Origin of the sequence: Streptomyces sp. NPDC096132, from assembly GCF_044763345.1 — a bacterium.
Classification (GTDB): Bacteria; Actinomycetota; Actinomycetes; order Streptomycetales; family Streptomycetaceae; genus Streptomyces.
This window is the reverse complement of record NZ_JBIWGA010000028.1, coordinates 97,768-116,496: the sequence shown is the minus strand read 5'-3', so window position 1 is coordinate 116,496 and position 18,729 is coordinate 97,768. Positions and strand designations below refer to the sequence as shown.

Here is an 18,729-nt window from a genome sequence, read left to right as displayed (position 1 = left end):
CCCTTTCTCTCCCCCGTCTCATGTGTCGCATAAGCGGGCGGGGCCCCCTTTCCCGGGGGGGGGGGGGGGGGTGGGGGTGGGGGGGGGGGGGCCCCCCCCCCCCCCCGGCGCGGCCCCCACCACCCCGTAGGGCGACCGTCGGTCAGCGCGGAGCCCGGACGGGCGACGAACAGCCGAAACCGGATCCTCGCCGCTCCCCGACCTCCGCCGAAGGCCTCGACGTTCAGGCCTTCGCCGCTTCCCGGAAGGCGTAGTGCATGGCACTCGCGCCCTCGGCGATCCAGGCCTCGAAGCCCTTCTGGTCCATGGTGCTGTAGTCGGGCGCGTTGAGGACCTGCTGCGAGCCGAAGGCCTGGCCCACCTTCACCAGGGCGGCACCGGCGGCGGGTCGCTCGATGTCGTAGGCGGCGAGTGCCTCGTCGAGGGTGTCGGACGCCGCGACCAGGCGTGCCAGCGCCAGCGCGTCCGTGATCCCCTTGACGCCTCCGCTGGCCGTGTGCGGACGGGCGATGCTGCCGGCGTCGCCCGCCAGACAGGCCGTGCCGTTCACGTAGTGGGGCAGCTCCAGGTCCCAGATGCCCTGCATGGCCGGGTCGGGGGTGTTCACGATGATGTCGCGGTGCCACGGGGGAAGGTACGTGGCGGCTGCTGAGCGCAGGTACTCCAGCATGGCGTCCGGCATCTTCTCGCCCGCGCTGACGGCCTGGAGGCTCGAGACCCGGCCCTCGTCGTCGTACTCGGCACCGAGGACATCCAGCGGGGCGTTGCCGTCGTACCAGGCCCAGTTGAGCCGGCGCCGTCCCTTCGCGTGCTCGCCCTTGTGGCCGGGGACCAGGTAGATGGCCGTGCCACCGTTCTTGGTGCCGATGCTCTGGAAGCTGTCCTCCACCGGAGAGATGTCGGCGATCCGCTCCTCGTCCACGACCCCGCGCCAGACCGGGTACCCGCTGTAAACGGGGCGCGCGTCCGGGAACAGATCGGCCCGGACGCGGGAGCGGTAGCCGTCCGCGCCGATGACGAGATCGAACTCCTCGACGGCGCCCGAGGGGAGGTGGACCGCGGAGGTCCGCTCGCCCGGGACCACCTTCGACACGGTCGTGCCCCGACGGATGTCCACGTCCTGGGCCCGGGAGGAGATCTGCCGGTAGACCAGGCCCCAGTGCTGCATCTCGACGATCATGGGCTGGGTGCCGACGACCCTGCCCAGCGGCAGATCCCCGGAGTTGACGGAGAACACCCGACGGACCGAGCTGCGCAGACCGCGCGCCTCGGGGTCGAACAGCCCGAGTTCCGTGAGCTCGTCGAGGAAGGTGTGCGGAAGGCCGAGGCCCGCACCCCGTTCGTCCAAGGTCCCCGTAGATCGCTCGAACACGGTCACGGCGTGTCCCTGGCGCCGGAGCAGGACCGCTGCGGTCATGCCGACGAGCGAGCCGCCTACTATTCCCACACGAAGCTGGTTCTTCACGAGAAACTTCCTTGTCCCTGAGTGAATGCCGGCGCGGTCCTGCGCGCCGGGACCCACAAGGTCCCGGCGGGACCGCACCACCGGCGTCGGTGCGGTCCGTGTCTGGTGCTCCGGCCGTCAGCGACGGCCGGCCGCTAGTCGATCGGAGGCCGCGCGTACTCCTCCGAGAACTCGGTGAAGTAGCGCCTCGCCACTTCCTGGACCGGACCCAGCTGGGTGGGGTCCTTGCGCATGATCTCGGCCATCTCGCGGAACAGGCCGACGTACAGGCTCGGCGAGAAGGTGCAGAACATCACGGCCTCCTCGTCGAAGGGGTTGTGGAAGCCGTGCGGTGCCCCGGGCGGGACCATGATGAAAGTGCCCGGGCCGACGATCCGCGTCTCCTTCTCGACGCTGAACTCCACCCGGCCGGACAGGACGTAGAAGCCCTCGTCGTGCTTCTGGTGCCGGTGCTGGAGTCCCGAGTTGCGGCCCTTCTGCACGGTCGCGATCCCCACGGCCAACCTGCCGGCGGTGGTGTCACCCGCCTCCAGCAGCTTCATCTGCAGCGTGCCGTCCAGAGTGATCTCGCCGTCTCCGGCCTCGACGAGCGAGACCCGCTTCTGGATCTCCTCCGGGTCCCAGACCAGTGGGCGTACCGTGGTCGGCTCATCCTCGGAGGACTCGGGTGTGGTGGTCATGTGTGATTACCTCCATGGTGTGCGTATGAGACGTGCTCGGCGCGGACACGGTCCACGCCGGGTCCGATCGGCTCCGTCCCGCAGCGCGGACGCACCGTGGCCCGTCTCCTGCATCAGGTGGCCGGCCCGGCCTGGTCACCTGCCGGTCGGCACCGGTCTCGTCGGCGTCGAACGCGTGCTCGCGGTGGCCAGGAGTGTGGGGGGAAACGATCTCGACCTAAGGTCTGCTTCTGCTTCCGGACGGGCGCGGCGACTCGGGCCCCGTTGACCGGGAGGGCAGGCCCCGACGACGAGCCGCCCGGAAGCCGGTAGGTCGTACGACCAACCAACCCCCGCGAGGGCCGCCCTGTCCAAGTCCCATTCGGTGGGGCCGATACCGTCCCGGTATCGGCCTGACGCCCGGTCCGCGGCTCGTTCCAGGGCAGGGACAAGGCGCATGGGCCGGTCAGTCAGTCCAAGACCGTCAGGGCCTTGGCCGGGCACCGGCGGGCGCCCTTTCTGGCCGCCGCCTCGAGCTCCGGCGGGGGCTCGGGCAGGATCACCTCGACCACCTGGTCCGGGAGGTCGTAGACATCGGGGGCGACGGCCACGCAGTTGCCATAGGCCATACAGGCGGACTGGTCGGCTTCGATCTTCATGAGGTCACCTCTACCTCTTGCTCTTGACTTCCTGGGGGACCCGCGTCAGGTGGGAGGGGGTCGGGGCGGCCCGGCGCAGCGCCAGGATCTCCTTGGGCACATCGATGCCGACGTACGCGACAGTCTCGTCGCGCCGGTGGTAGCGGTACAGGCGGGGGTCGCCGCTCCCGCTCCCGGCGGCCGTGCGGCCATCGGCGAGGGGAAGCTCGACCACCTCGTCCGCCCCGGCCGGGTCGCCGAGGACCTCGATCCGCAGCCCGAACTGGTCCGACCACACGTAGGGCAGTGCCGTGTAGGGTTCGGCGTTCCCGCGGCCCGCCAACAGGTTGGCAGCGGCGAGCTCGCCCTGCTGGGACGCGTCGGTCCAGTGCTCCACGCGGCGCCCGACTGAGCCGTCGGCGTCCACCACGCGCACCACGTCCCCGGCAGCGACGATGTCGTCACCCGCGAACAGGGTGGGCTCGCACAGCAGTCCGCGGTCGACCCGGAGCGAGGAGCCTTCCAGCCACTCGACGCGGGGCATCGAACCGATGCTGACCAGGACCTCGTCGAAGGTGAGGACGTTCCCGTCGGCGGTGTGCACCTCGACCCGGGAGCCGGAGGCGTCGCGCGGCACCAGCCGGGTCACCTCGACCCCGGTCCGCAGGTCGATCCCGTAGGCGGCCTGCAGTTTCGCCAGGCCCTCGGCCACGTCCGGGCCGAGCACCTCGGCCATCGGACCGGCCCCCCGTTCTAGCACCGTGACCTCCAGGCCCAGGCCGCTCGCGCCGTAGGCGACCTCGGAGCCGATGAAGCCTCCGCCGATCACGCCCAGGCTCCGGGACCCGCGCAGCGCAGTGCGCAGCCGGAGGGCGTCGTCGCGGGAGCGCAGCGTGTGCACGCCAGGGGCCGGCACGGGTGTCCCCGGAAGCGTCCGCGCACCGGCTCCGGTGGCGATGACCAGCCCGTCGTAGGCGACGACCTCGCCGTCGGCGAGACGCACCTCGTGGGCGGACGCGTCGAGCCCCACGGCTCTGCTCCCGAGCCGGACGTCGACCTCGAGCTCGTCCCACTCCTCCTGGTCGAGCAGGGCGATCTGCTGGACCGGCCAGTTCTCCGTGAGCATCCGCTTCGACAACGGCGGCCGGTCGTAGGGGAGATGCGGCTCCTCGCCCACGAGCACGATCCGCCCGGTGTGACCTTCTTCGCGCAGGGCCTGTACGGCACGGACGCCGGCCAGCGATGCGCCGACCACCACCACCTGCTCGGGCACCCTCACCACACCCATGGCAGCAGGCCGATCGGGATGATGGCTCCGGTGACCGCGGGCAGACCGATGACACCTTCGACGGCCGCCGCCACCGTGTCCGGGTCCAGCACCATGCCGCCCAGGTTCCGCGCGGCCCGAGCGCTGTCCGTGCCGGTCCCGGTGGCTCTCGCCTCGACCAGCATCCCCGTCTCGGTGGCGCCGGGCACCACCACGTTGACCCGGATGCCGCGCGGCGCCAACTCGGTGGCGAGGGTGCGTGACCAGCTCACGAGCGCGGCCTTGGTCGCTCCGTAGGCGCCGAGGCTCGGCTTTCCGAACGCCGCTCCGGAGGCGACGTTGACGATGGAGGCGTGGTCGTCGCGCAACCGCTGCGTGGCGGCCTTCACCAACGACGCCGACCCCACGACGTTCACCTCGAAGGTGCGCCGCCAGTCGTCGTCGGAGACCTGGGTGGCCGGACCGGTCGGACGGATGGCCGCCGCGTTGACGATCGCGTCCACCGGGCCGCTCACCCGGTCGAGGGCCGCCCGCGCGGTGTCCGGATCGGAGATGTCACCCGTCACACGGTGCTGGGCCTTTCCGGAGGTGGCTTCGGGGAACGATCTGTCGAGTGCGACCACCTCGTAGCCGGAGGCGGTCAGACGGGTCGCCACAGCGGCTCCGATGCCGGATCCGGCACCCGTGACGATCGCGGTGCGTCGGATCTCAGCCATGGTTCACCTCGGTCTGGTGGCGCGTGCCGGCCGGCTTCATCAGGGATTCCCAGCTCTCGCCCTGGACCAGACGGGCCCAACGGGCGTAGAAGTTGCGCGCGTTCTCCTCGGTCGACCAGTGGGTCGACTCCAGCGCCCCCTCGACAGAGGCGGGGCGGGTCATGCCCAGGCCCTGGGCGTAGTTGTACGGCAGCTCGCTCGCGCGCGTGCCGCGGCTGGCCTGTGTGGCGTAGTCCCAGTTCTCCAGGTCGTCCTGCTCGGTCAGCCCGCCCGGGCCGGAGTAGCGCAGGTAGTAGTGGCGCAGCCACTCGCGGGCGTCGCCGCGGGCGTCCTTGTCGACGACGTACCACCGCCAGATCTCGGTCTCGTGGGCCGAGACGGGATGGGCGACCATGATGGTCTTGGGGAAGCCCAGTGCGTGCAGGGACATGTTCGGGAACATGGTGGCGGGACCGTTCGCACCGACCGGGTGACCGGCGGCGAGCCGGGTCTCGCGGCGCGAACGGGAGAGCTCGGCGAAGTACTCGGTCAGTTCGGGGTGGTCGGCGAACGTCGGCGAGGGCCGGTCCTCGTCGGGCGAGTCGCAGGCGCCGTGGCCGAGCTCGGGCCAGGAGACCGAGCGCTGGAACGTGGCCCGCCGGGCGGCCAGGGCGCCCGGCCCCGTCCCGTGCCGGGTGCCGCCCGCCCCCGCGGGACCGATACCGACCGCTTCGACGCTCGCGTGGGTGGTGTCGGCGTGGTAGGAGTCGCCGAGGAAGTTCTCCGCCACGAACTTCCAGTTGGCGGGCACCCGCCACTTCTGCACCCCGGCGATCGTCTCGGCGCCGGCCTCGATTCCGCCGAGGCTGTCGGCGAGGTTGTTGAGCCAGAAGCGGAAGCTGCCGACATAGTCCTCGAAGGAGGGGGCGTCGGGATCCCAGGTGGCGAAGATCAGCCCGCGGTAGTTCTCGGTCCGTCCCGGCCGCACCAGGCCCCAGTCCTCGCGGCGGAGCTTGCCGCCGTAGGCGTTGCGCAGGTGGGGCACTCCGAACAGGTCCCCGGGGGTGTCCACCAGCTCGCCGTCGACCGAGTAGGACCAGCCGTGGTAGGGGCAGGTGAAGTCCAGGGTGTTGCCGGAGTCGTAGCGGCACACCTTCATGCCCCGGTGCCGGCAGGAGTTGAGGAGGACGTGCACCTCGCCCTCCGTGTCCCGGGTCAGCAGTACCGAGTCGGTGCCCATCCGTGAGGAGAAGAAGTCCCCGGGCTCCGGGATCTGCGACTCGTGGCCGACGAACAGCCAGGCGCGCCGGAACAGGTGGGCGAGCTCGGCCTTGAAGACGTCGTCGTCGACGAAGATCCTGCGGCTGATGATCCCCTGCTCGGCGTCGACCAGCGTCGAGAGGTCGAGAGGATCGTTGCGTTCACCGGGTGTCATCGTTGTTGCTCTCATTTCTGCTCGGCCGCTGGCCCGTCCCGTCGGGTGCGCCTCGGCATGCGTTACAGGAAGATCGTCAGGTTCTTGGCGAGGAGCACGCTCTGGTCGACCAGCACCACCCGCTTGCGGACCAGCCACGAGCCCGCGGCGGGTACGAGCGTGTCGTGGCGCCGCCCGACGAACAGGTCGCTCTCGGTGTCGACGCGGTTGCGCTGGACCACGAAACGGCTGGTGACCTCGACCCGGTCGTCCGCCACGAGGACCGGGCGGACGTTGGTGACCAGGTGCGAGACCCGGGAGACCGGCTCCTCGGCCCAGTGCTCGCCGGTGCTCAGCTGGGTCACCCGCATCGTCAGGGTGCGCTTGTCGTCGTCGAACCACATCGCGTCCTGGCCGCCCCTTGTGTTCTCGCGGGCGAGGTCGCCGGAGTGGACGTTGCGGCGGATCGGCACCTGGTACTCGACGTTGTCGTGGAGCAGGGTGAGCCACTCGTCGAAGCGGCGCTCGTCGAGCAGGTCGGCCTCCCGGTACAGGAACTGCGCGATGCTCCACTGCAGGGCCATGGCGCGCGGGTCGACCTGCTCGAGGGTGTGCTCGACGGTGTCCTTGCCGAGCTCGTTGACGACGGAATTCATGGGGGGCACCTTTCCTGCCTCAGCTGCTCACGGGCCGGCGGCCCGATCCGAAGGCCACGCCCATCCCGGTGATCCACTTCTCGACCAGTTCGTACGAGGTGTGGGTAGCCGGTGTGGAGCCGCCTGCCGCCCAGGCCGCGGCCCAGGTGCGGATCTCGTTGGCGCCGCCGCCCCGCGGGTCGATCTCGGGCTGCTCGACCCGGGCGAACAGGTCTGCCTGCCCCCCCGCCATGCCGGCCAGCAGCGCCTGGTCCCACTCCGGATCGACATAGTCCAGGGCCGTGGCCAGCGAGGCCGCGCGCTGCTCGGGGTCGAACCGGCGGGCGCCGGGCTGGGGCTCGGGGAACGGCGGGTGGTGGCTCAGGCCACCGGTGCCGATGTAGAGGACACGCTCCTCGCGTGCCGCGAGCGCCTGTCCGAAGGCCTCTCCGAGACGTACCGCCCGGGAGACCGGGAAGAGCGGGAAGCCGATGGCGTTCACCACGACGGGCAGCAGCGGCACCGCGCCCGGCTCGTCGAAGAGCTGCAGCAATGTCAGCCCCGTGCCGTGGTCGACACTGACCCCCTCGCCAACCGCGAGGTCGACGCCGTTCTGCACGACGGAGGTGTAGACCTCGGCGGCGAGCGGGTGGACGGTGAGCGGAATCCTCGGGATGTCGAACTCGGGCAGGGTCGAGCCGGACAGGACGCCGGTGAACGGGGGCCGGACCTCCATGAGCATGTTCATGTGGTCGGGCGCGAACATCACCACCAGGTCGGGTGCGAAGTCGGCGATGAACTTCTTCACGTCCTCGACGGCGGCGCGGTAGTCGGGCCCCGCGTCCTGGTTGCCGGGAAGGGTCATGAAGGGGCTGTGCGACAGGCACACCCAGGCGCGATCCGTCTCGACCCCGCTCTGGACGGTGGTCTGACTCACCTCGGCTCCTTTTTTCGTATTCCGAAAGTTTTTTCAGATTAATCACGGATGACTTGTGACGTCAAGACATCGTTCGGGCTTCCAGTGGCGGGCCTCGCGCGCTGCCGTGTGCCGGCCGGGCGCAGCACCATCGGCACAGGGAGACCGGTGGGGGGTGATGCGACCGCGGCGGAGCGCTGTGGACGCACCCCGCCGGTCGCAGGATCCGGAGCGATGCGTCAAGCCCCCTGCTGATCCGTGTTGCCGCGCTGCCGCTCCACCAGCTCCGCCCAGGTGATGAAACCCTCCGAGGCCCGGTAGTTCAGCCCCAGGGCGTCCAGCAGCCGGGAGTTCTCCACCAGCAGCATCCGGACCGGATGCTCGTCGCTGCCGTTGTAGTGGCGGTGCCACTCCATCGGTGGGACACAGACGAAGTCGCCCGCCTCCCACTCCCAGCGCTGGTCACCGATCTCGCTGTACCCGCTGCCGGACAGGATGCAGTGCACCGCCTCGTGATGGTGCTGCTGCATGTCCGAGGCCATGCCGGGGGGCAGCTCCTGCATGAACAGCTCGAAGGAGCGGATGGGGGTGCCCAGCACCGGTGCGAGATGCGAGGGGTTGTGGCCGGGTGGGGTGTACCACTTCAGGTCGGCCCCCCGGATGACCATCCGCGTCTGCTTGTTGCCGCGGGGCAGCGGCTCACGCTGCTCGGCGATGCCCCGACGGAACTCGGCGAGCTCGTCGTCTGTCGTCACGTCCTCGTCTCCTGTTTCTCGGCTCAGGAACCGCTCGGCTTGATCCAACGGATCGCATGGTCTTCCACGTACTCCTGCAGCCCGAGGGCCGTACGCTCACGGCCGATGCCGCTCTGCTTGACGCCTCCGAAGGGCATCGCGAACGACAACGACCACAGGTTGTGGCTGTTGACGAAGGTGCATCCCGCCTCCAGCCGCAGTGCCACCTCGCTGGCGCGGCGGACATCCGTCGCCCACACCGAGGACGCGAGCCCGAACTCGCTGTCGTTGGCCAGCGCCACCGCCTCGTCCACGGTGTCGTACGGGAGCACCGGGAGCACCGGCCCGAACTGCTCGGTGGCGACCAGTTCGGAGTCTTGGCCGATGCCGGTCACCAGGGTCGGCAGGAGGTAGGCGCCACCGCTCGTGGCCGCCTCGTCGGTGAGCGACCCCAGCTCGGCCACGCTCGCCCCGCTCGCGCGGGTACGGTCGACCAGCTCCCGAAGCCGGACTACCTGGGCCTGGTTGATGACGGGGCCGAAGGACACCTCGTCCGTGAGGCCGTGACCGACGGTGAAACCGGCCAGGTGCGCGTGCAGCGCCTCGACGAGCTCGTCGTACCGTGAGCGGGCGACGTAGACCCGCTTCACGCCGAAGCAGATCTGCCCGGCGCGGGTGAACGCGCCCGCGGCCAGTGGTCCGACCACGGACTCGACGTCGATGTCGTCGAGCAGCACCGCCGGGTCGTTGCCCCCCAGTTCCAGACTGATCCGCTTCAGGTTGCTCGCCGCGCCGGCCATGACCTGCCGGCCGACCTGGGTGCTGCCCGTGAAGGAGATCTTGCGGACATCCGGGTGGGCGGTCAGCGCGGGGCCGGCGTCGCCGGTGCTGTTGACGACGTTGACGACGCCGTCCGGCAGGGCCCGGGCCAGCAGCGCCAGCGCCCGGGTCAGCGCCACCGGCGCCTCCGGGGACGGTTTGACCACCACGGTGCTGCCGGTGACCAGGGCCGGAGCGACCTTGCTCGCGGCGAGCACCATGGGGGAGTTCCAGGGCACCACGACGCCCACCACGCCGACCGGCTTCTTGTGGATGGTCACACGGTCGGCCGGGCTGTCGAGCACGACGGGTTCGAGGTGGGCCGGGGCGAGGCCGAGCATGCTGCGGAACAGGGCGATGCTGCGGTCGATGTCCAGCCGGGCCTCGCGCCGCAGGGCGCCGTTCTCGCGGGCCAGGGTCTCCGCCAGGTCGTCTCCGGCGGCGGTCACCGTCTCCAGCCCGGCCTCGATCCGGGCGATCCGCTCGGCGACGGCGGTGGCGGCCCAGCCGGGGCCCGCGGCACGGGCCGCGGCGACGGCTCGGTCCACTTCCGCCGCGCCGCCGTCCGCGACCACGGCGACCACGTCACCGGGGCGGCCGGGATCGCGCACCTCGAAGCTGCCGCGCCCCTCCTCGTGCGACCCGCCGACGAGGTGCGGCAGTGTCCCCACGGTCTCGTGCGCCGTGGCCGTCATCGCGCGGCGGTGGGGACGGCGGCGTACTTGCGGTGCAGCTCGGCCAGTCGCCGGCCGGACTCACGGGCCCCCTCTGCGTACGCGTCGGGGCACTCCACGTACGGCGGCCGGCTCGGACCGGCGTGCAGGTAGCCGGCCTCGTCGATCCGGATCTTCTCCAGCTGCACGTTGTACTTGGAGAACAACTCGAAGCTGCCCTGGGGGAAGAAGGTCTGCGCGGCATGGCGGTAGCCACGGGCGATGGCCTCGGCGTCCTCGGCGCGTCCCTCGCGGATGGCGTCCCGCAGGGCGATCGCGGGAGCGGGCCCGCAGGAGGCGCTGCCGCTCCAGCACGCGGTCATCGCGTCCGGCGCCCAGCGCCAGGTGTAGTACCAGTCCCGTTCGACCGGCAGCAGTCGCATCCGGCCCGTCATGGCGTCGAGATCCGCGAGGAAGGACGGGCCGAGGACGGGGTACTTCGCGGCGATCACCTGAGGGATGGCGGCGAGCTGGGCGTAGGCCTTCGGGGAGATCTTGCCGCCGAAGGAGACCGGGTTGTCGTACACGACGATGCCGAGGTCGGGGACGGCGGCCGCCACGTCACGGTAGTACCCGACCACCGCGGAGTCGTCGCAGGGCGACCACATGGGACGTCCCAGCAACAGCCCCGAGACGCCGATGTCGGCGAAGACCCGGGCCCGCGCGATGGTGTCGCGGGTGTTGAGCGTGGTCGCGCCGGCGAACACCGGCACCCGGCCGGCTGCCTGCTCGACCACCGTGGTCACGAAGGCCCGGTGCTCGTCCCAGGTGAGCGTGGCGCACTCACCGAAGGTGCCGGTGATCATCACGGCGTCGACCCCGTCGGCGATCAGGGCGTCGACGGCCCGCCGTGACTCCTCGTGGTCGACGGTGTCGAGCGCGGAGGGATCCGCCGCGTCCGGGGTCGCCGGGGTCGGCATGATCGCCAGTACCCCGGTGATGTCGTCGAGCTGGATACGCATGCTGTGGCTCCTTCGTGGGTCAGCCGGCCTGGACGGCGGAGGACGCCCTGCCCAGAGCCTCTAGCTCGGCGTCGTGGTCGTACAACCAGAGTCGCAGGTCGACGGTGTTGGTGATCTGGCTGTCCCGCTCCTCGAGGTCGTCGAAGTGGGAGTCGTAGCGCCGGCCGTTGAGCCGAGCCTCGTGCTGCACCCGGCTGGTGCGCGGGCGGCGCTGGGCCTCGTAGGCCTGCAGGGCGGAGGCGATGTCGGCGGCGGTCGCGAGGTGGGCGGCCAGGGCGAAGCCGTCCTCGATCGCCTGGTTGGCGCCCTGGCCGAGGTGCGGGAGCATCGGATGCGCCGCGTCGCCGAGCAGGGTGAGCCGGCCGGAGGTCCAGCGGTCGAGGGGCATCCGGTCGTAGAGCCCCCACCAGTAGGTGGTCTCGACCGCGTCGAGCAGGGTGGTGACGGGCTCGTCCCAGCCCGCGAACGCGGCACGCAGCTCGTCTGCGTCACCCGGCGCCGACCAGGACTCCGCGGCCTGCCGCTGTGAGGGCACGAAGGCGATGTAGGTGATCAGCTCGCCGCGGCGCAGCGGATAGGTCAGGAAGTGTTTCCGTTCGCCCATCCACAGCTGTGAGACGCTCGGCCGCCAGGACGGCACCGCCTTGGCGGGCACGAGACCGCGGTAGGCGACGGATCCGGAGTCGATGACCTCCACGGGGGGTACGACGTGCAGGCGCAACGTGGAGTTGATGCCGTCGGCGGCGATGACGACATCGGCACGGACCTCCTCGCCGTTCGCGAAGATCACCGTGCAGCCGTCGGCGTCCTGGCGGAAGTCGACACACTGGTGACCGGTGTGTATGCGCTCCGTGGGGAGAGCGTCGGCCAGCACCCCGAGCAGATCGGCGCGGTGCATGCCGTACATGCCGTTCCAGCCGTTGGAGTCGGCGGTGAGGATCCGGGAGACCGGTTGACCGTCGTGCCGGTAGTAGGTGGATCCCTCTCCGACGGGCCCGCCCACCCGGGCCAGCTCTTCGGCGAGGCCGACGCGCTCCAGCAGCCGGAGACTGTTGGGGGTGACCAGGACGCCGGCGCCCACCTCGCCGAGCTCGGGTGCCTGCTCGTACACGTGGACGTCGACGCCACGGTGCAGCAGGGCCCCGGCCGCGGCCAGTCCTCCGATCCCTCCTCCGACCACCGCCACGCGGATCTGATCGACCACAATGCACCTCGTTTCGCTATACGAAATATATTCGCTAAGCTATCTTCGGTGTCATGGCCTGTCAAACAGTTCGAGCATCCTTGTCCCTGAATGGGCGGGGCCCGCGGGCGTGGCCCCTCTCCTGCGAGACCCCGGGCGAAGCGTCGCCGCCAGCGCTGCGGGAGCGGGGGCGACGGCTCGCCCCGCGCGGGCGGCACCGGGCTGCCCGGTCTACTGGAAACCGGTTCGCACGCACCGCGGCATGTCGGCCCCTGCGGACCTCGGCGGTGGAGTCATGAGCGGCCCGCGGAACGGGCCCTCGACAGCGCGCCCCGCGCAGGCCGACCGCCCCGGCGTCAGCGCCGCGACGACCTCCGCCGGTCTGGAGGCGCCCTGTGTCATCGTCGGTGGCGGCCCGGTCGGCATGAGTCTGGCTCTCGACCTCGGCTGGCGCGGCATCCCCGTGATCCTGCTCGAACAGAACACCCACACCACGGTCAACCCGCGCTGCAACACCACCAACGCCCGCTCGATGGAGTACTTCCGGCGCTGGGGACTGGCCGACCGGATCCGGCGTGCCGGGCTGCCCGGCGACCAGGCCACCGACGCCGTCTACACCACGAGCATCACCGGGTACGAGCTGACCCGCTTCCGGCTGTCCTCCTCCGACGAGGTGTTCGCGGGCACCGCGCCCGAGGCGGCCGAGTGGCCGACGCCCGAACTCCAGCACCGGATCTCCCAGATCTACCTGGAGCCGATCCTCGAACAGGAACTGCGACGCTACGCGAGCGTCACCGTCCGGCGGGGTGTCCGGGTCGAGGGGCTCACGCAGGACGAGGACTCGGTCACGGTGCACGGGACCGAGGTGGCCACCGGGCGACCCGTGAGCTACCGCGCCGGGTACGTGATCGGCTGCGACGGCGGGGCCAGCGAGGTGCGCCGGGCCGTGGGCGCCAGGTTCGTGGGTGACCCGAGGGTGGGCGACCGACGGATGTCCATCCACTTCCGCAGCGAGAAGCTCGAGATCCCGGGGCCCCGGCCGGGGTGGTGGTACTGGTGGCACGGCGAGCACCACCACGGCGCGTTCATGCAGCTCGACGGGCATTCCCAGTACCTCTGTCACGCCCGGATCCGGGAGGGTCAGGACCTCGCAACCGCCGATCCGCACCTCGCCCTGCGCGAGGCCGTCGGCCGCGACTTCCCCTACGAGATCATCGACGTGGTGCGCTGGACCCCGCGCCGGATGGTCGCGGACACCTTCCGCCAGGGCCGGGTGCTGCTCGCCGGCGACGCCGCCCACATCTGGGTCAATCTGGGGGGCTTCGGGATGAACGCCGGGATCAGTGACGCCGTGGCCCTGAGCTGGCGGCTCGCCGCGATCCACGCCGGGTGGGGGACCCCGGACCTGCTCGACGACTACGCCCTGGAGCGGCGGTCGGTCGGAGAGTCGACCTCACGTGCCGCGGCCTCGATCGGCAGCTACCTCGAAGACGCCCTGGCCGATCCGCTGCTCCACGAGGACACCGCCGAGGGGGCGGCCCTGCGCACCAAGGTCGGCGCACGGCTGCACGAGGTCGACCGTGCCCAGTGGCACAGCCTCGGCATACAGCTCGGCACTCGGTACGTCGGCTCGCCGGGGCTGGCCGCAGGCGCTGACGCGGAGCCGCCGGAAGAGGGGGGAGGTATGGGCAGCTACGTGCCCAGCGTGCTGCCGGGAGTCAGGCTGCCTCACTTCTGGCTCGCCGAGGGTGAGGCGGTGTTCGACCGGCTGGGCCAGGGCATGACCCTGTTGCGGGTCGGCTCCGAGGCCCCCGAGCCGGCCGAGCTGGTCGAGGCCGCCAGGGACGCCGGGATCCCCCTCACGGTCCTCGACCTACCCGACGAGGCCGGGACCGTGTACGACCCGCGGCTGGTGCTGGTGCGTCCGGACATGCATGTCGCGTGGGCGGGCGACGAGGCGCCCGAGGACGGCCGACGCATGCTGCGTCTGCTGTGCGGCTTCGACCGCACGCCTTCCGCGATGGCGGGCCAGGGGGTTTCCTAGGATCTTCGCGGTCCCGCCCGCTCAGGGACCTTCATGTGCCCGCGACGCCGCGGCATACATCCCGTCTGGGCTGTATGCCGCGGCGTCGCGGCTTGTCGGCGAGGGCCTGCGGGGGCGGTTCTGGTTGACGGCGGGTGCCGTCGGGGCGTCCGCCCGGGTTGCCTGGCTTCATGGCGAGCGTCGGCCGGTCGGGGACGGTCTGCGGGGGCGGTCCTGATTCCGCGCGGGCACCCTCAGAGCATCCGCCCAAGGCGCTTGGCCTCCCGGTCGAGGACCGGCCAGTACTCCTTGCGCATCTTTGCGATGCTCACCTGTGCGGCGAAGGCACTCACGCTCATGGCCCCGTGCAGGACGCCGGCGATGTCCCGCACGGGGACCGCCATGGTGCGCACGCCGAGGTCGAGTTCCTCGTCGGTGTAGGCGACGCCCTCGCGGCGCGCCTCTTCGACTCGAGCGAGCAACTCGACCGGGTCCACCACGGTGCGGGGGGTCTTGCGTTCGACGGGGGTCGTTGCGATGAGTTCCTCGACCTGCTCGTTCGGCCATCCGCTCAGCAGGATCCGGCCGGTGGCCGAGGCCAGCAGAGGGAGCGTGGCTCCGAGCCGCACCCCCGCCGAGACAATGCGAGTGGCCTCGGCGCGTGCGACGAACAGTGACTGACCGCCCTCGAGCACCGCCAGCGAGGCCGACTGGCCGAGTTCGTCGCGGACAGCCACCAGACGCGGCTGGGCGAGGGAGGGCAGCACGGCGGTGGCGGTCCAGGCGGCGGTCAGCCGCATCACCCGTGGTGTGGGGGTGTAGTACTTGCCGTCGTGGCTGAGGTACCCCAGCTCCATGAGGGTCAGCAGGCAGCGTCGCGCGGCCGCAGGGGTCGTTCCCGAGGCCTGCGATGCCTCCGTGACCGTGAGCCGGGGCCGCAGCGGCGAGAAGGCCTCCAGGATGGCCAGCCCCTTGGCCAGGCCGCCCATGACCTCCTGGCGCGCCGGGCTGCCGGACGCTGCCGGAGGGCTCTTCTGCTCACCACGGTTCAGCACAGTTATTCGTTATACGAACATCGGAGGGCTGTGTCAAACTCGCCTCCGCTTCGGCTCCAGAGAGACAGGTCAATTCTGGAAGCAGATCGACCCGGAGTTCGTGGGGCAAACCCATGTTCCCGAAGCAGTGCCCCGAGCGAGCCCGCTGCCGCCGCCCCCGGGCGGTCGAGGGCGGCGAGTCTTCCGGCGGCGCTCGCGGTGCCGCCCACGTTCACGACGACGTTGCCGCGAGCCCGGAAGGTGACTCAGATGAGGGCGTTCACCGCCGGGGCGGCGGTGTTCTTGATCCCTCCGTAGAGGGAGTCGATGAAGTCGGTGTCGTCGATGTCCCGCAGGTAGCCGGTGTCCCAGATCTCGAGCGGCCCGATGTGGTTGGACCGCTCGTCCTTGAGGGTGTCGAGCTGGTAGACGTTCCAGATGGCCAGGGGGTGCGGGTAGGGCTTGGGGCTGAGTGCCTGCGACCAGAAGCGCTGGAGGTGGGCGATGTCCTCGGGGTCCTCGATCCCGATCTGGGGGGCGAGGTGCTCCTGCAGGATGTCGCAGACGTCCTGCGGGCGGGTCTTGAAGAAGTGCACGGTCTCGACCATCGAGCGCAGGAACGAGCGGGTGAGGTCCTCGTTCTGCTTCACCCACTCGCGGTTGGCGCAGATGGTGGTGTTGTGGATCACCGGCATCTGCGGAAGGCCGAGCACCTGCAGGCCGCGCTGGGTGCCGTAGCGGTCGAAGGGGATGTCCACGTCGGCGGCGTCGGCCTCACCGTCGAGGACGGCCTGGACCGCGCGCAGCGCCACTCCGGTGCCCTGCTCCTTCCAGACGTCGAACTCCACCGCGTCCACGTCGACGCCGGCGTGGGTCAGCGCCCGCCGGAAGTTGCCGTAGACGCAGGGGGCGGAGGTGCTGACGATGACCCGCTTGCCCTCGAGCCCCTTCAGGCCGTCGACCGCGGGCGAGGCGACCAGGACGTCGTCCCAGTCGTTCTGCGCCTGGGCGAGGTAGACGAAGCGCTTGTCGCCCCGGGCCCGGTAGGCGTAGGTGTCGTGGTGCAGGCCGCTCATGAAGTCGTACTCGCCGGCGAGGACCTTCGGCCCGCGCTCACCCATCTCCACCCGGGGCTGGCCGGGAACGTCGGCGTTCGCGACGTGGGTGACCAGGTCGAAGCCGTGCTTCTGGGTCACGCCGCTCTCACGCCAGACATGGCCGATCGCCATGTGCGAGATGTCGCTGCAGAGCATCCGGACGGTGGTGTTGGCCACGGGGGCCCTCCTTGGTCTTTCGCTGTACGAAGGATTCACATGCGTTGCCCGCCCCGTGCGCCGTCTGACAACCGGCACGCGGGGAGGTGGGGGTCAGGATCGCGCGAGGGCGCGCAGGTCGGTGCCCGGGTCGGCGAGCTGGGCGACCGGGAACGAGGCCGACCGCGCGATCAACCGTCTCGCGGCCACCACGTCCCGGACGGTGTCGAGACCGGCGGCGGCGACGACCCCGCCGTCCCGCAGCCAGAACGCCATGAACTTGCTGGGTGTGGCGTCCTTGCGCAGCACCTGTGTGTCGCCGGGGCGCGGCCGGCCCACCATCTGCAGTTGCAGGCCGTACTGCTCGGACCAGAAGTACGGGACCGTGTCGTGGTCGTGGAGCTCGCCCAGCATGGCCCGCGCGGCGACGACGCCCTGCTGCTGGGCGTTGTCCCAGTGCTCGATCCGCCCCGCCGCTGCCAGATGCGGGTGCGGCTGGACGGTGACGTCGCCGGCGGCGAAGATCCAGGGATCGGAGGTGCGCCCGTGCAGGTCGACGACGATGCCGCCGTCGCAGCGCACGCCCGCCTCGGCGGCGAGCCGGTCGTTCGGTACGACCCCCACCCCGACCACCACCGTGGTCGCGGGGATCCGCTCACCGGAGGCGAGGACCACCGCCTCGACCGCGCCGTTCCCGTCCAGCGCCGTGACCTTGGCGTCCGTCAGCACGCGGACGCCTCGTGCGCGGTGGAACGCGGTGACGAGGTCGGCGAGCTCCCGGCCGAGCGCGGCCAGCATCGGCGCCGGCGCGGCCTCCAGCACGGTCACCTCACAGCCCGCGGTCCGGGCCACCGCGGCCACCTCCATGCCGATGAAGCCACCGCCGAGGACGACGACCGGGCCGCCGTCCCGGATCGCCTTGCCGAGCCGCAGCGCGTCGTCGGGGTCGCGCAGACTCAGTACGCCGTCCAGGCCGATACCCGGCAGATCCGGGCGGCGGGCCGCGACTCCTGTGGCGAGCAGCACCTTGTCGGCGTGCAGCGACGTGCCGTCGGCCAGATGCACCGTGCGGGTGGCCGGGTCGAGACGTTCGACGCGGGTACCGAGGCGCAGGTCGATGCGCCGGTCGGCGTACGACTCGGGGTCGGCGATGGGACGAAGTGCGTCCGGGGTGTCCCCGAGCACCTTCGACAGCTGCGGCCGGCGGTACGGGGCCTCCGTGCCGGCCTCAAGGAGGACCACGGAGCCCTCGAACCCGTGCTGGCGCAGGGCGAACGCCGCCGAGACGCCCGCGGCGCAGCCTCCGACGACGACGTACTGCTCGGTGCCACTCATGCTTCCTCCGGAAGTCGACGTACGGGCCTGGACCGGTGAACGGGGATGGTGCTCACGCGCCCTCGGGCTCCCAGTACGCGAGGCCCAGGCCGGTGACCGCGTGGTGCAGCGGGATGTAGTCCACGACCGTGCCCGCACGGCCGGCGAACGCCCCCGCGACGGTGACCCAGGCGCGGATCTCACCGCTGCCGCCGCGCAGGGTGTCGGAGTCGAAGGCGAACAGCTGCGCGAGTTCCTCGCCCCGGCCCTCCGAGATCCGGCTGAGCACCCACCGGTCCAGCCGCTCGTCGATCCAGCCGGCCCGCGGGCCCATCGGGTCGTGGGTCAGTCCGCCCGACGCGACGAGCACGACGCGCTTGTCGCTGGCCTCAGCGATCTCGCGGAGCGCCTCGCCGAGCTCCCAGCAGCGGCGCCCGGTGGGCAGCGGGTCGTGGTAGCCGTTGAGGAAGACCGGGACCAGCGGGATGTCGGCCTCGGCGATCCCGAGCCTGTGGGCGGGGCGGGTGAACGCGTGCCCCAGGCCCTCGGGGCGGCTGAGGGGGCGCAGTTCGCTCATCACCGCCGGGTCGAAGCCGCGGTCGATCAGCCCCGTTGCGAGTTCGAGTCCGAAGTCGGCGTCACAGGTGAGCGTGAGGTCGTGGTTGATGCCGGGCTTGTCCTGGAAGCGGCGCAGGGTGACTCCGCTGACCTTGGGCCCGGCGTACACGGCCAGGGTGGGGTTGAACGCCTTGCCGAAGACCTCGCTCTGGTCGTCCCCGACGATCACGACCACGTCCGGCTCGGCTTTGGCGATCTTGGCGCTCAGGGTGTCCAGGCCGGCGTCGATCCGCTCCTTGGCGACGACGTTGGCCTCCGGCGTCTCGTCGGCGAGCGCCCTCGGCTGAGGTACGTCGCCGACCAGGGACTTGTGAAGGTCGGGCCACTCCTCGACCGGGACGAACATCGTCGGTGAGTGGGAGAGGGCGATTCCCAGGGCAAGCATGG

At 71.1% G+C, this 18,729-nt stretch carries 17 protein-coding genes; 1 reads left to right on the top strand and 16 read right to left on the bottom strand.

All coding sequences use genetic code 11. The features are described 5' to 3' along the window. Positions 1-223: 223 nt before the first annotated feature. The 12 genes from ACIRF9_RS42830 to ACIRF9_RS42775 all read right to left on the bottom strand — a co-directional run bounded on the left by ACIRF9_RS42830 (position 224) and on the right by ACIRF9_RS42775 (position 12,121). A complete protein-coding gene (locus ACIRF9_RS42830; protein ID WP_403834133.1) occupies positions 224-1,465 on the bottom strand; it encodes an FAD-dependent monooxygenase in 1,242 nt (413 codons plus the stop codon). A gap of 134 nt (positions 1,466-1,599) precedes the next feature. Further along, the gene (locus ACIRF9_RS42825; protein WP_403834130.1) at positions 1,600-2,145 is read right to left on the bottom strand and encodes a cupin domain-containing protein; all 546 of its coding nucleotides are present in this window, start codon (positions 2,143-2,145) and stop codon (positions 1,600-1,602) included. 449 nt (positions 2,146-2,594) lie between these two features. Further along, a complete protein-coding gene (locus ACIRF9_RS42820) occupies positions 2,595-2,783 on the bottom strand; it encodes a ferredoxin (protein WP_381009589.1) in 189 nt (62 codons plus the stop codon). Between the two features lie 10 nt (positions 2,784-2,793). After that, positions 2,794-4,041, bottom strand: coding sequence for an NAD(P)/FAD-dependent oxidoreductase (locus tag ACIRF9_RS42815; protein WP_403834127.1), 1,248 nt, complete (start codon positions 4,039-4,041; stop codon positions 2,794-2,796). Beyond that, complete coding sequence (locus ACIRF9_RS42810) at positions 4,038-4,745, bottom strand: SDR family NAD(P)-dependent oxidoreductase (RefSeq protein ID WP_403834125.1); 708 nt, start codon at positions 4,743-4,745, stop codon at positions 4,038-4,040. Before ACIRF9_RS42810 ends, ACIRF9_RS42815 begins: the two co-directional genes overlap by 4 nt. Further along, entirely contained in the window at positions 4,738-6,159 is a 1,422-nt protein-coding gene (locus tag ACIRF9_RS42805; protein WP_403834123.1) for an SRPBCC family protein, read from the bottom strand. The genes ACIRF9_RS42810 and ACIRF9_RS42805 overlap by 8 nt, the downstream gene beginning before the upstream one ends. A gap of 62 nt (positions 6,160-6,221) precedes the next feature. After that, positions 6,222-6,794: a 3-phenylpropionate/cinnamic acid dioxygenase subunit beta gene (locus ACIRF9_RS42800; RefSeq protein WP_403834121.1), complete on the bottom strand. Its 573-nt coding sequence runs from the start codon at positions 6,792-6,794 to the stop codon at positions 6,222-6,224. Positions 6,795-6,813: 19 nt separating this feature from the next. Then, positions 6,814-7,710 carry a hypothetical protein gene (locus ACIRF9_RS42795; RefSeq protein ID WP_403834119.1) on the bottom strand — a complete coding sequence of 299 codons (897 nt, stop codon included), beginning with the start codon at positions 7,708-7,710 and terminating at the stop codon, positions 6,814-6,816. 218 nt (positions 7,711-7,928) lie between these two features. Continuing rightward, positions 7,929-8,444: a cupin domain-containing protein gene (locus tag ACIRF9_RS42790; protein WP_403834116.1), complete on the bottom strand. Its 516-nt coding sequence runs from the start codon at positions 8,442-8,444 to the stop codon at positions 7,929-7,931. 23 nt (positions 8,445-8,467) lie between these two features. After that, positions 8,468-9,937, bottom strand: a complete 1,470-nt coding sequence (locus ACIRF9_RS42785) for an aldehyde dehydrogenase family protein (RefSeq protein WP_403834114.1) — start codon at positions 9,935-9,937, stop codon at positions 8,468-8,470. After that, positions 9,934-10,917: a dihydrodipicolinate synthase family protein gene (locus ACIRF9_RS42780; RefSeq protein ID WP_403834112.1), complete on the bottom strand. Its 984-nt coding sequence runs from the start codon at positions 10,915-10,917 to the stop codon at positions 9,934-9,936. The genes ACIRF9_RS42785 and ACIRF9_RS42780 overlap by 4 nt, the downstream gene beginning before the upstream one ends. A gap of 19 nt (positions 10,918-10,936) precedes the next feature. Then, positions 10,937-12,121 carry an FAD-dependent monooxygenase gene (locus ACIRF9_RS42775; protein ID WP_403834110.1) on the bottom strand — a complete coding sequence of 395 codons (1,185 nt, stop codon included), beginning with the start codon at positions 12,119-12,121 and terminating at the stop codon, positions 10,937-10,939. A 274-nt stretch (positions 12,122-12,395) separates the two neighbouring features. Here ACIRF9_RS42775 and ACIRF9_RS42770 point away from each other — a divergent pair, with 274 nt between their 5' ends. Then, positions 12,396-14,144, top strand: coding sequence for an FAD-dependent monooxygenase (locus ACIRF9_RS42770; RefSeq protein ID WP_403834108.1), 1,749 nt, complete (start codon positions 12,396-12,398; stop codon positions 14,142-14,144). Between the two features lie 233 nt (positions 14,145-14,377). On the opposite strand, the gene ACIRF9_RS42765 is transcribed toward ACIRF9_RS42770, so the two are convergent. The 4 genes from ACIRF9_RS42765 to ACIRF9_RS42750 all read right to left on the bottom strand — a co-directional run bounded on the left by ACIRF9_RS42765 (position 14,378) and on the right by ACIRF9_RS42750 (position 18,727). Continuing rightward, on the bottom strand, positions 14,378-15,178 hold the full coding sequence (locus tag ACIRF9_RS42765) for an IclR family transcriptional regulator C-terminal domain-containing protein (RefSeq protein ID WP_403834106.1): 801 nt from the start codon (positions 15,176-15,178) through the stop codon (positions 14,378-14,380). A 245-nt stretch (positions 15,179-15,423) separates the two neighbouring features. Beyond that, positions 15,424-16,431: an ABC transporter substrate-binding protein gene (locus tag ACIRF9_RS42760; protein ID WP_403834104.1), complete on the bottom strand. Its 1,008-nt coding sequence runs from the start codon at positions 16,429-16,431 to the stop codon at positions 15,424-15,426. Positions 16,432-16,524: 93 nt separating this feature from the next. Then, positions 16,525-17,745, bottom strand: a complete 1,221-nt coding sequence (locus ACIRF9_RS42755; RefSeq protein ID WP_403834102.1) for an NAD(P)/FAD-dependent oxidoreductase — start codon at positions 17,743-17,745, stop codon at positions 16,525-16,527. A gap of 52 nt (positions 17,746-17,797) precedes the next feature. After that, entirely contained in the window at positions 17,798-18,727 is a 930-nt protein-coding gene (locus ACIRF9_RS42750; protein ID WP_403834099.1) for a hypothetical protein, read from the bottom strand. Positions 18,728-18,729 lie beyond the last annotated feature (2 nt).

Coding starts and splice junctions, on each gene's coding strand:
- ACIRF9_RS42755 (WP_403834102.1), bottom strand. CDS start 17,745: ATGAGTGGCACCGAGCAGTACGTCGTCGTCGGAGGCTGCGCCGCGGGC.
- ACIRF9_RS42810 (WP_403834125.1), bottom strand. CDS start 4,745: ATGGCTGAGATCCGACGCACCGCGATCGTCACGGGTGCCGGATCCGGC.
- ACIRF9_RS42780 (WP_403834112.1), bottom strand. CDS start 10,917: ATGCGTATCCAGCTCGACGACATCACCGGGGTACTGGCGATCATGCCG.
- ACIRF9_RS42820 (WP_381009589.1), bottom strand. CDS start 2,783: ATGAAGATCGAAGCCGACCAGTCCGCCTGTATGGCCTATGGCAACTGC.
- ACIRF9_RS42770 (WP_403834108.1), top strand. CDS start 12,396: ATGAGCGGCCCGCGGAACGGGCCCTCGACAGCGCGCCCCGCGCAGGCC.
- ACIRF9_RS42750 (WP_403834099.1), bottom strand. CDS start 18,727: ATGCTTGCCCTGGGAATCGCCCTCTCCCACTCACCGACGATGTTCGTC.
- ACIRF9_RS42785 (WP_403834114.1), bottom strand. CDS start 9,937: ATGACGGCCACGGCGCACGAGACCGTGGGGACACTGCCGCACCTCGTC.
- ACIRF9_RS42805 (WP_403834123.1), bottom strand. CDS start 6,159: ATGACACCCGGTGAACGCAACGATCCTCTCGACCTCTCGACGCTGGTC.
- ACIRF9_RS42800 (WP_403834121.1), bottom strand. CDS start 6,794: ATGAATTCCGTCGTCAACGAGCTCGGCAAGGACACCGTCGAGCACACC.
- ACIRF9_RS42825 (WP_403834130.1), bottom strand. CDS start 2,145: ATGACCACCACACCCGAGTCCTCCGAGGATGAGCCGACCACGGTACGC.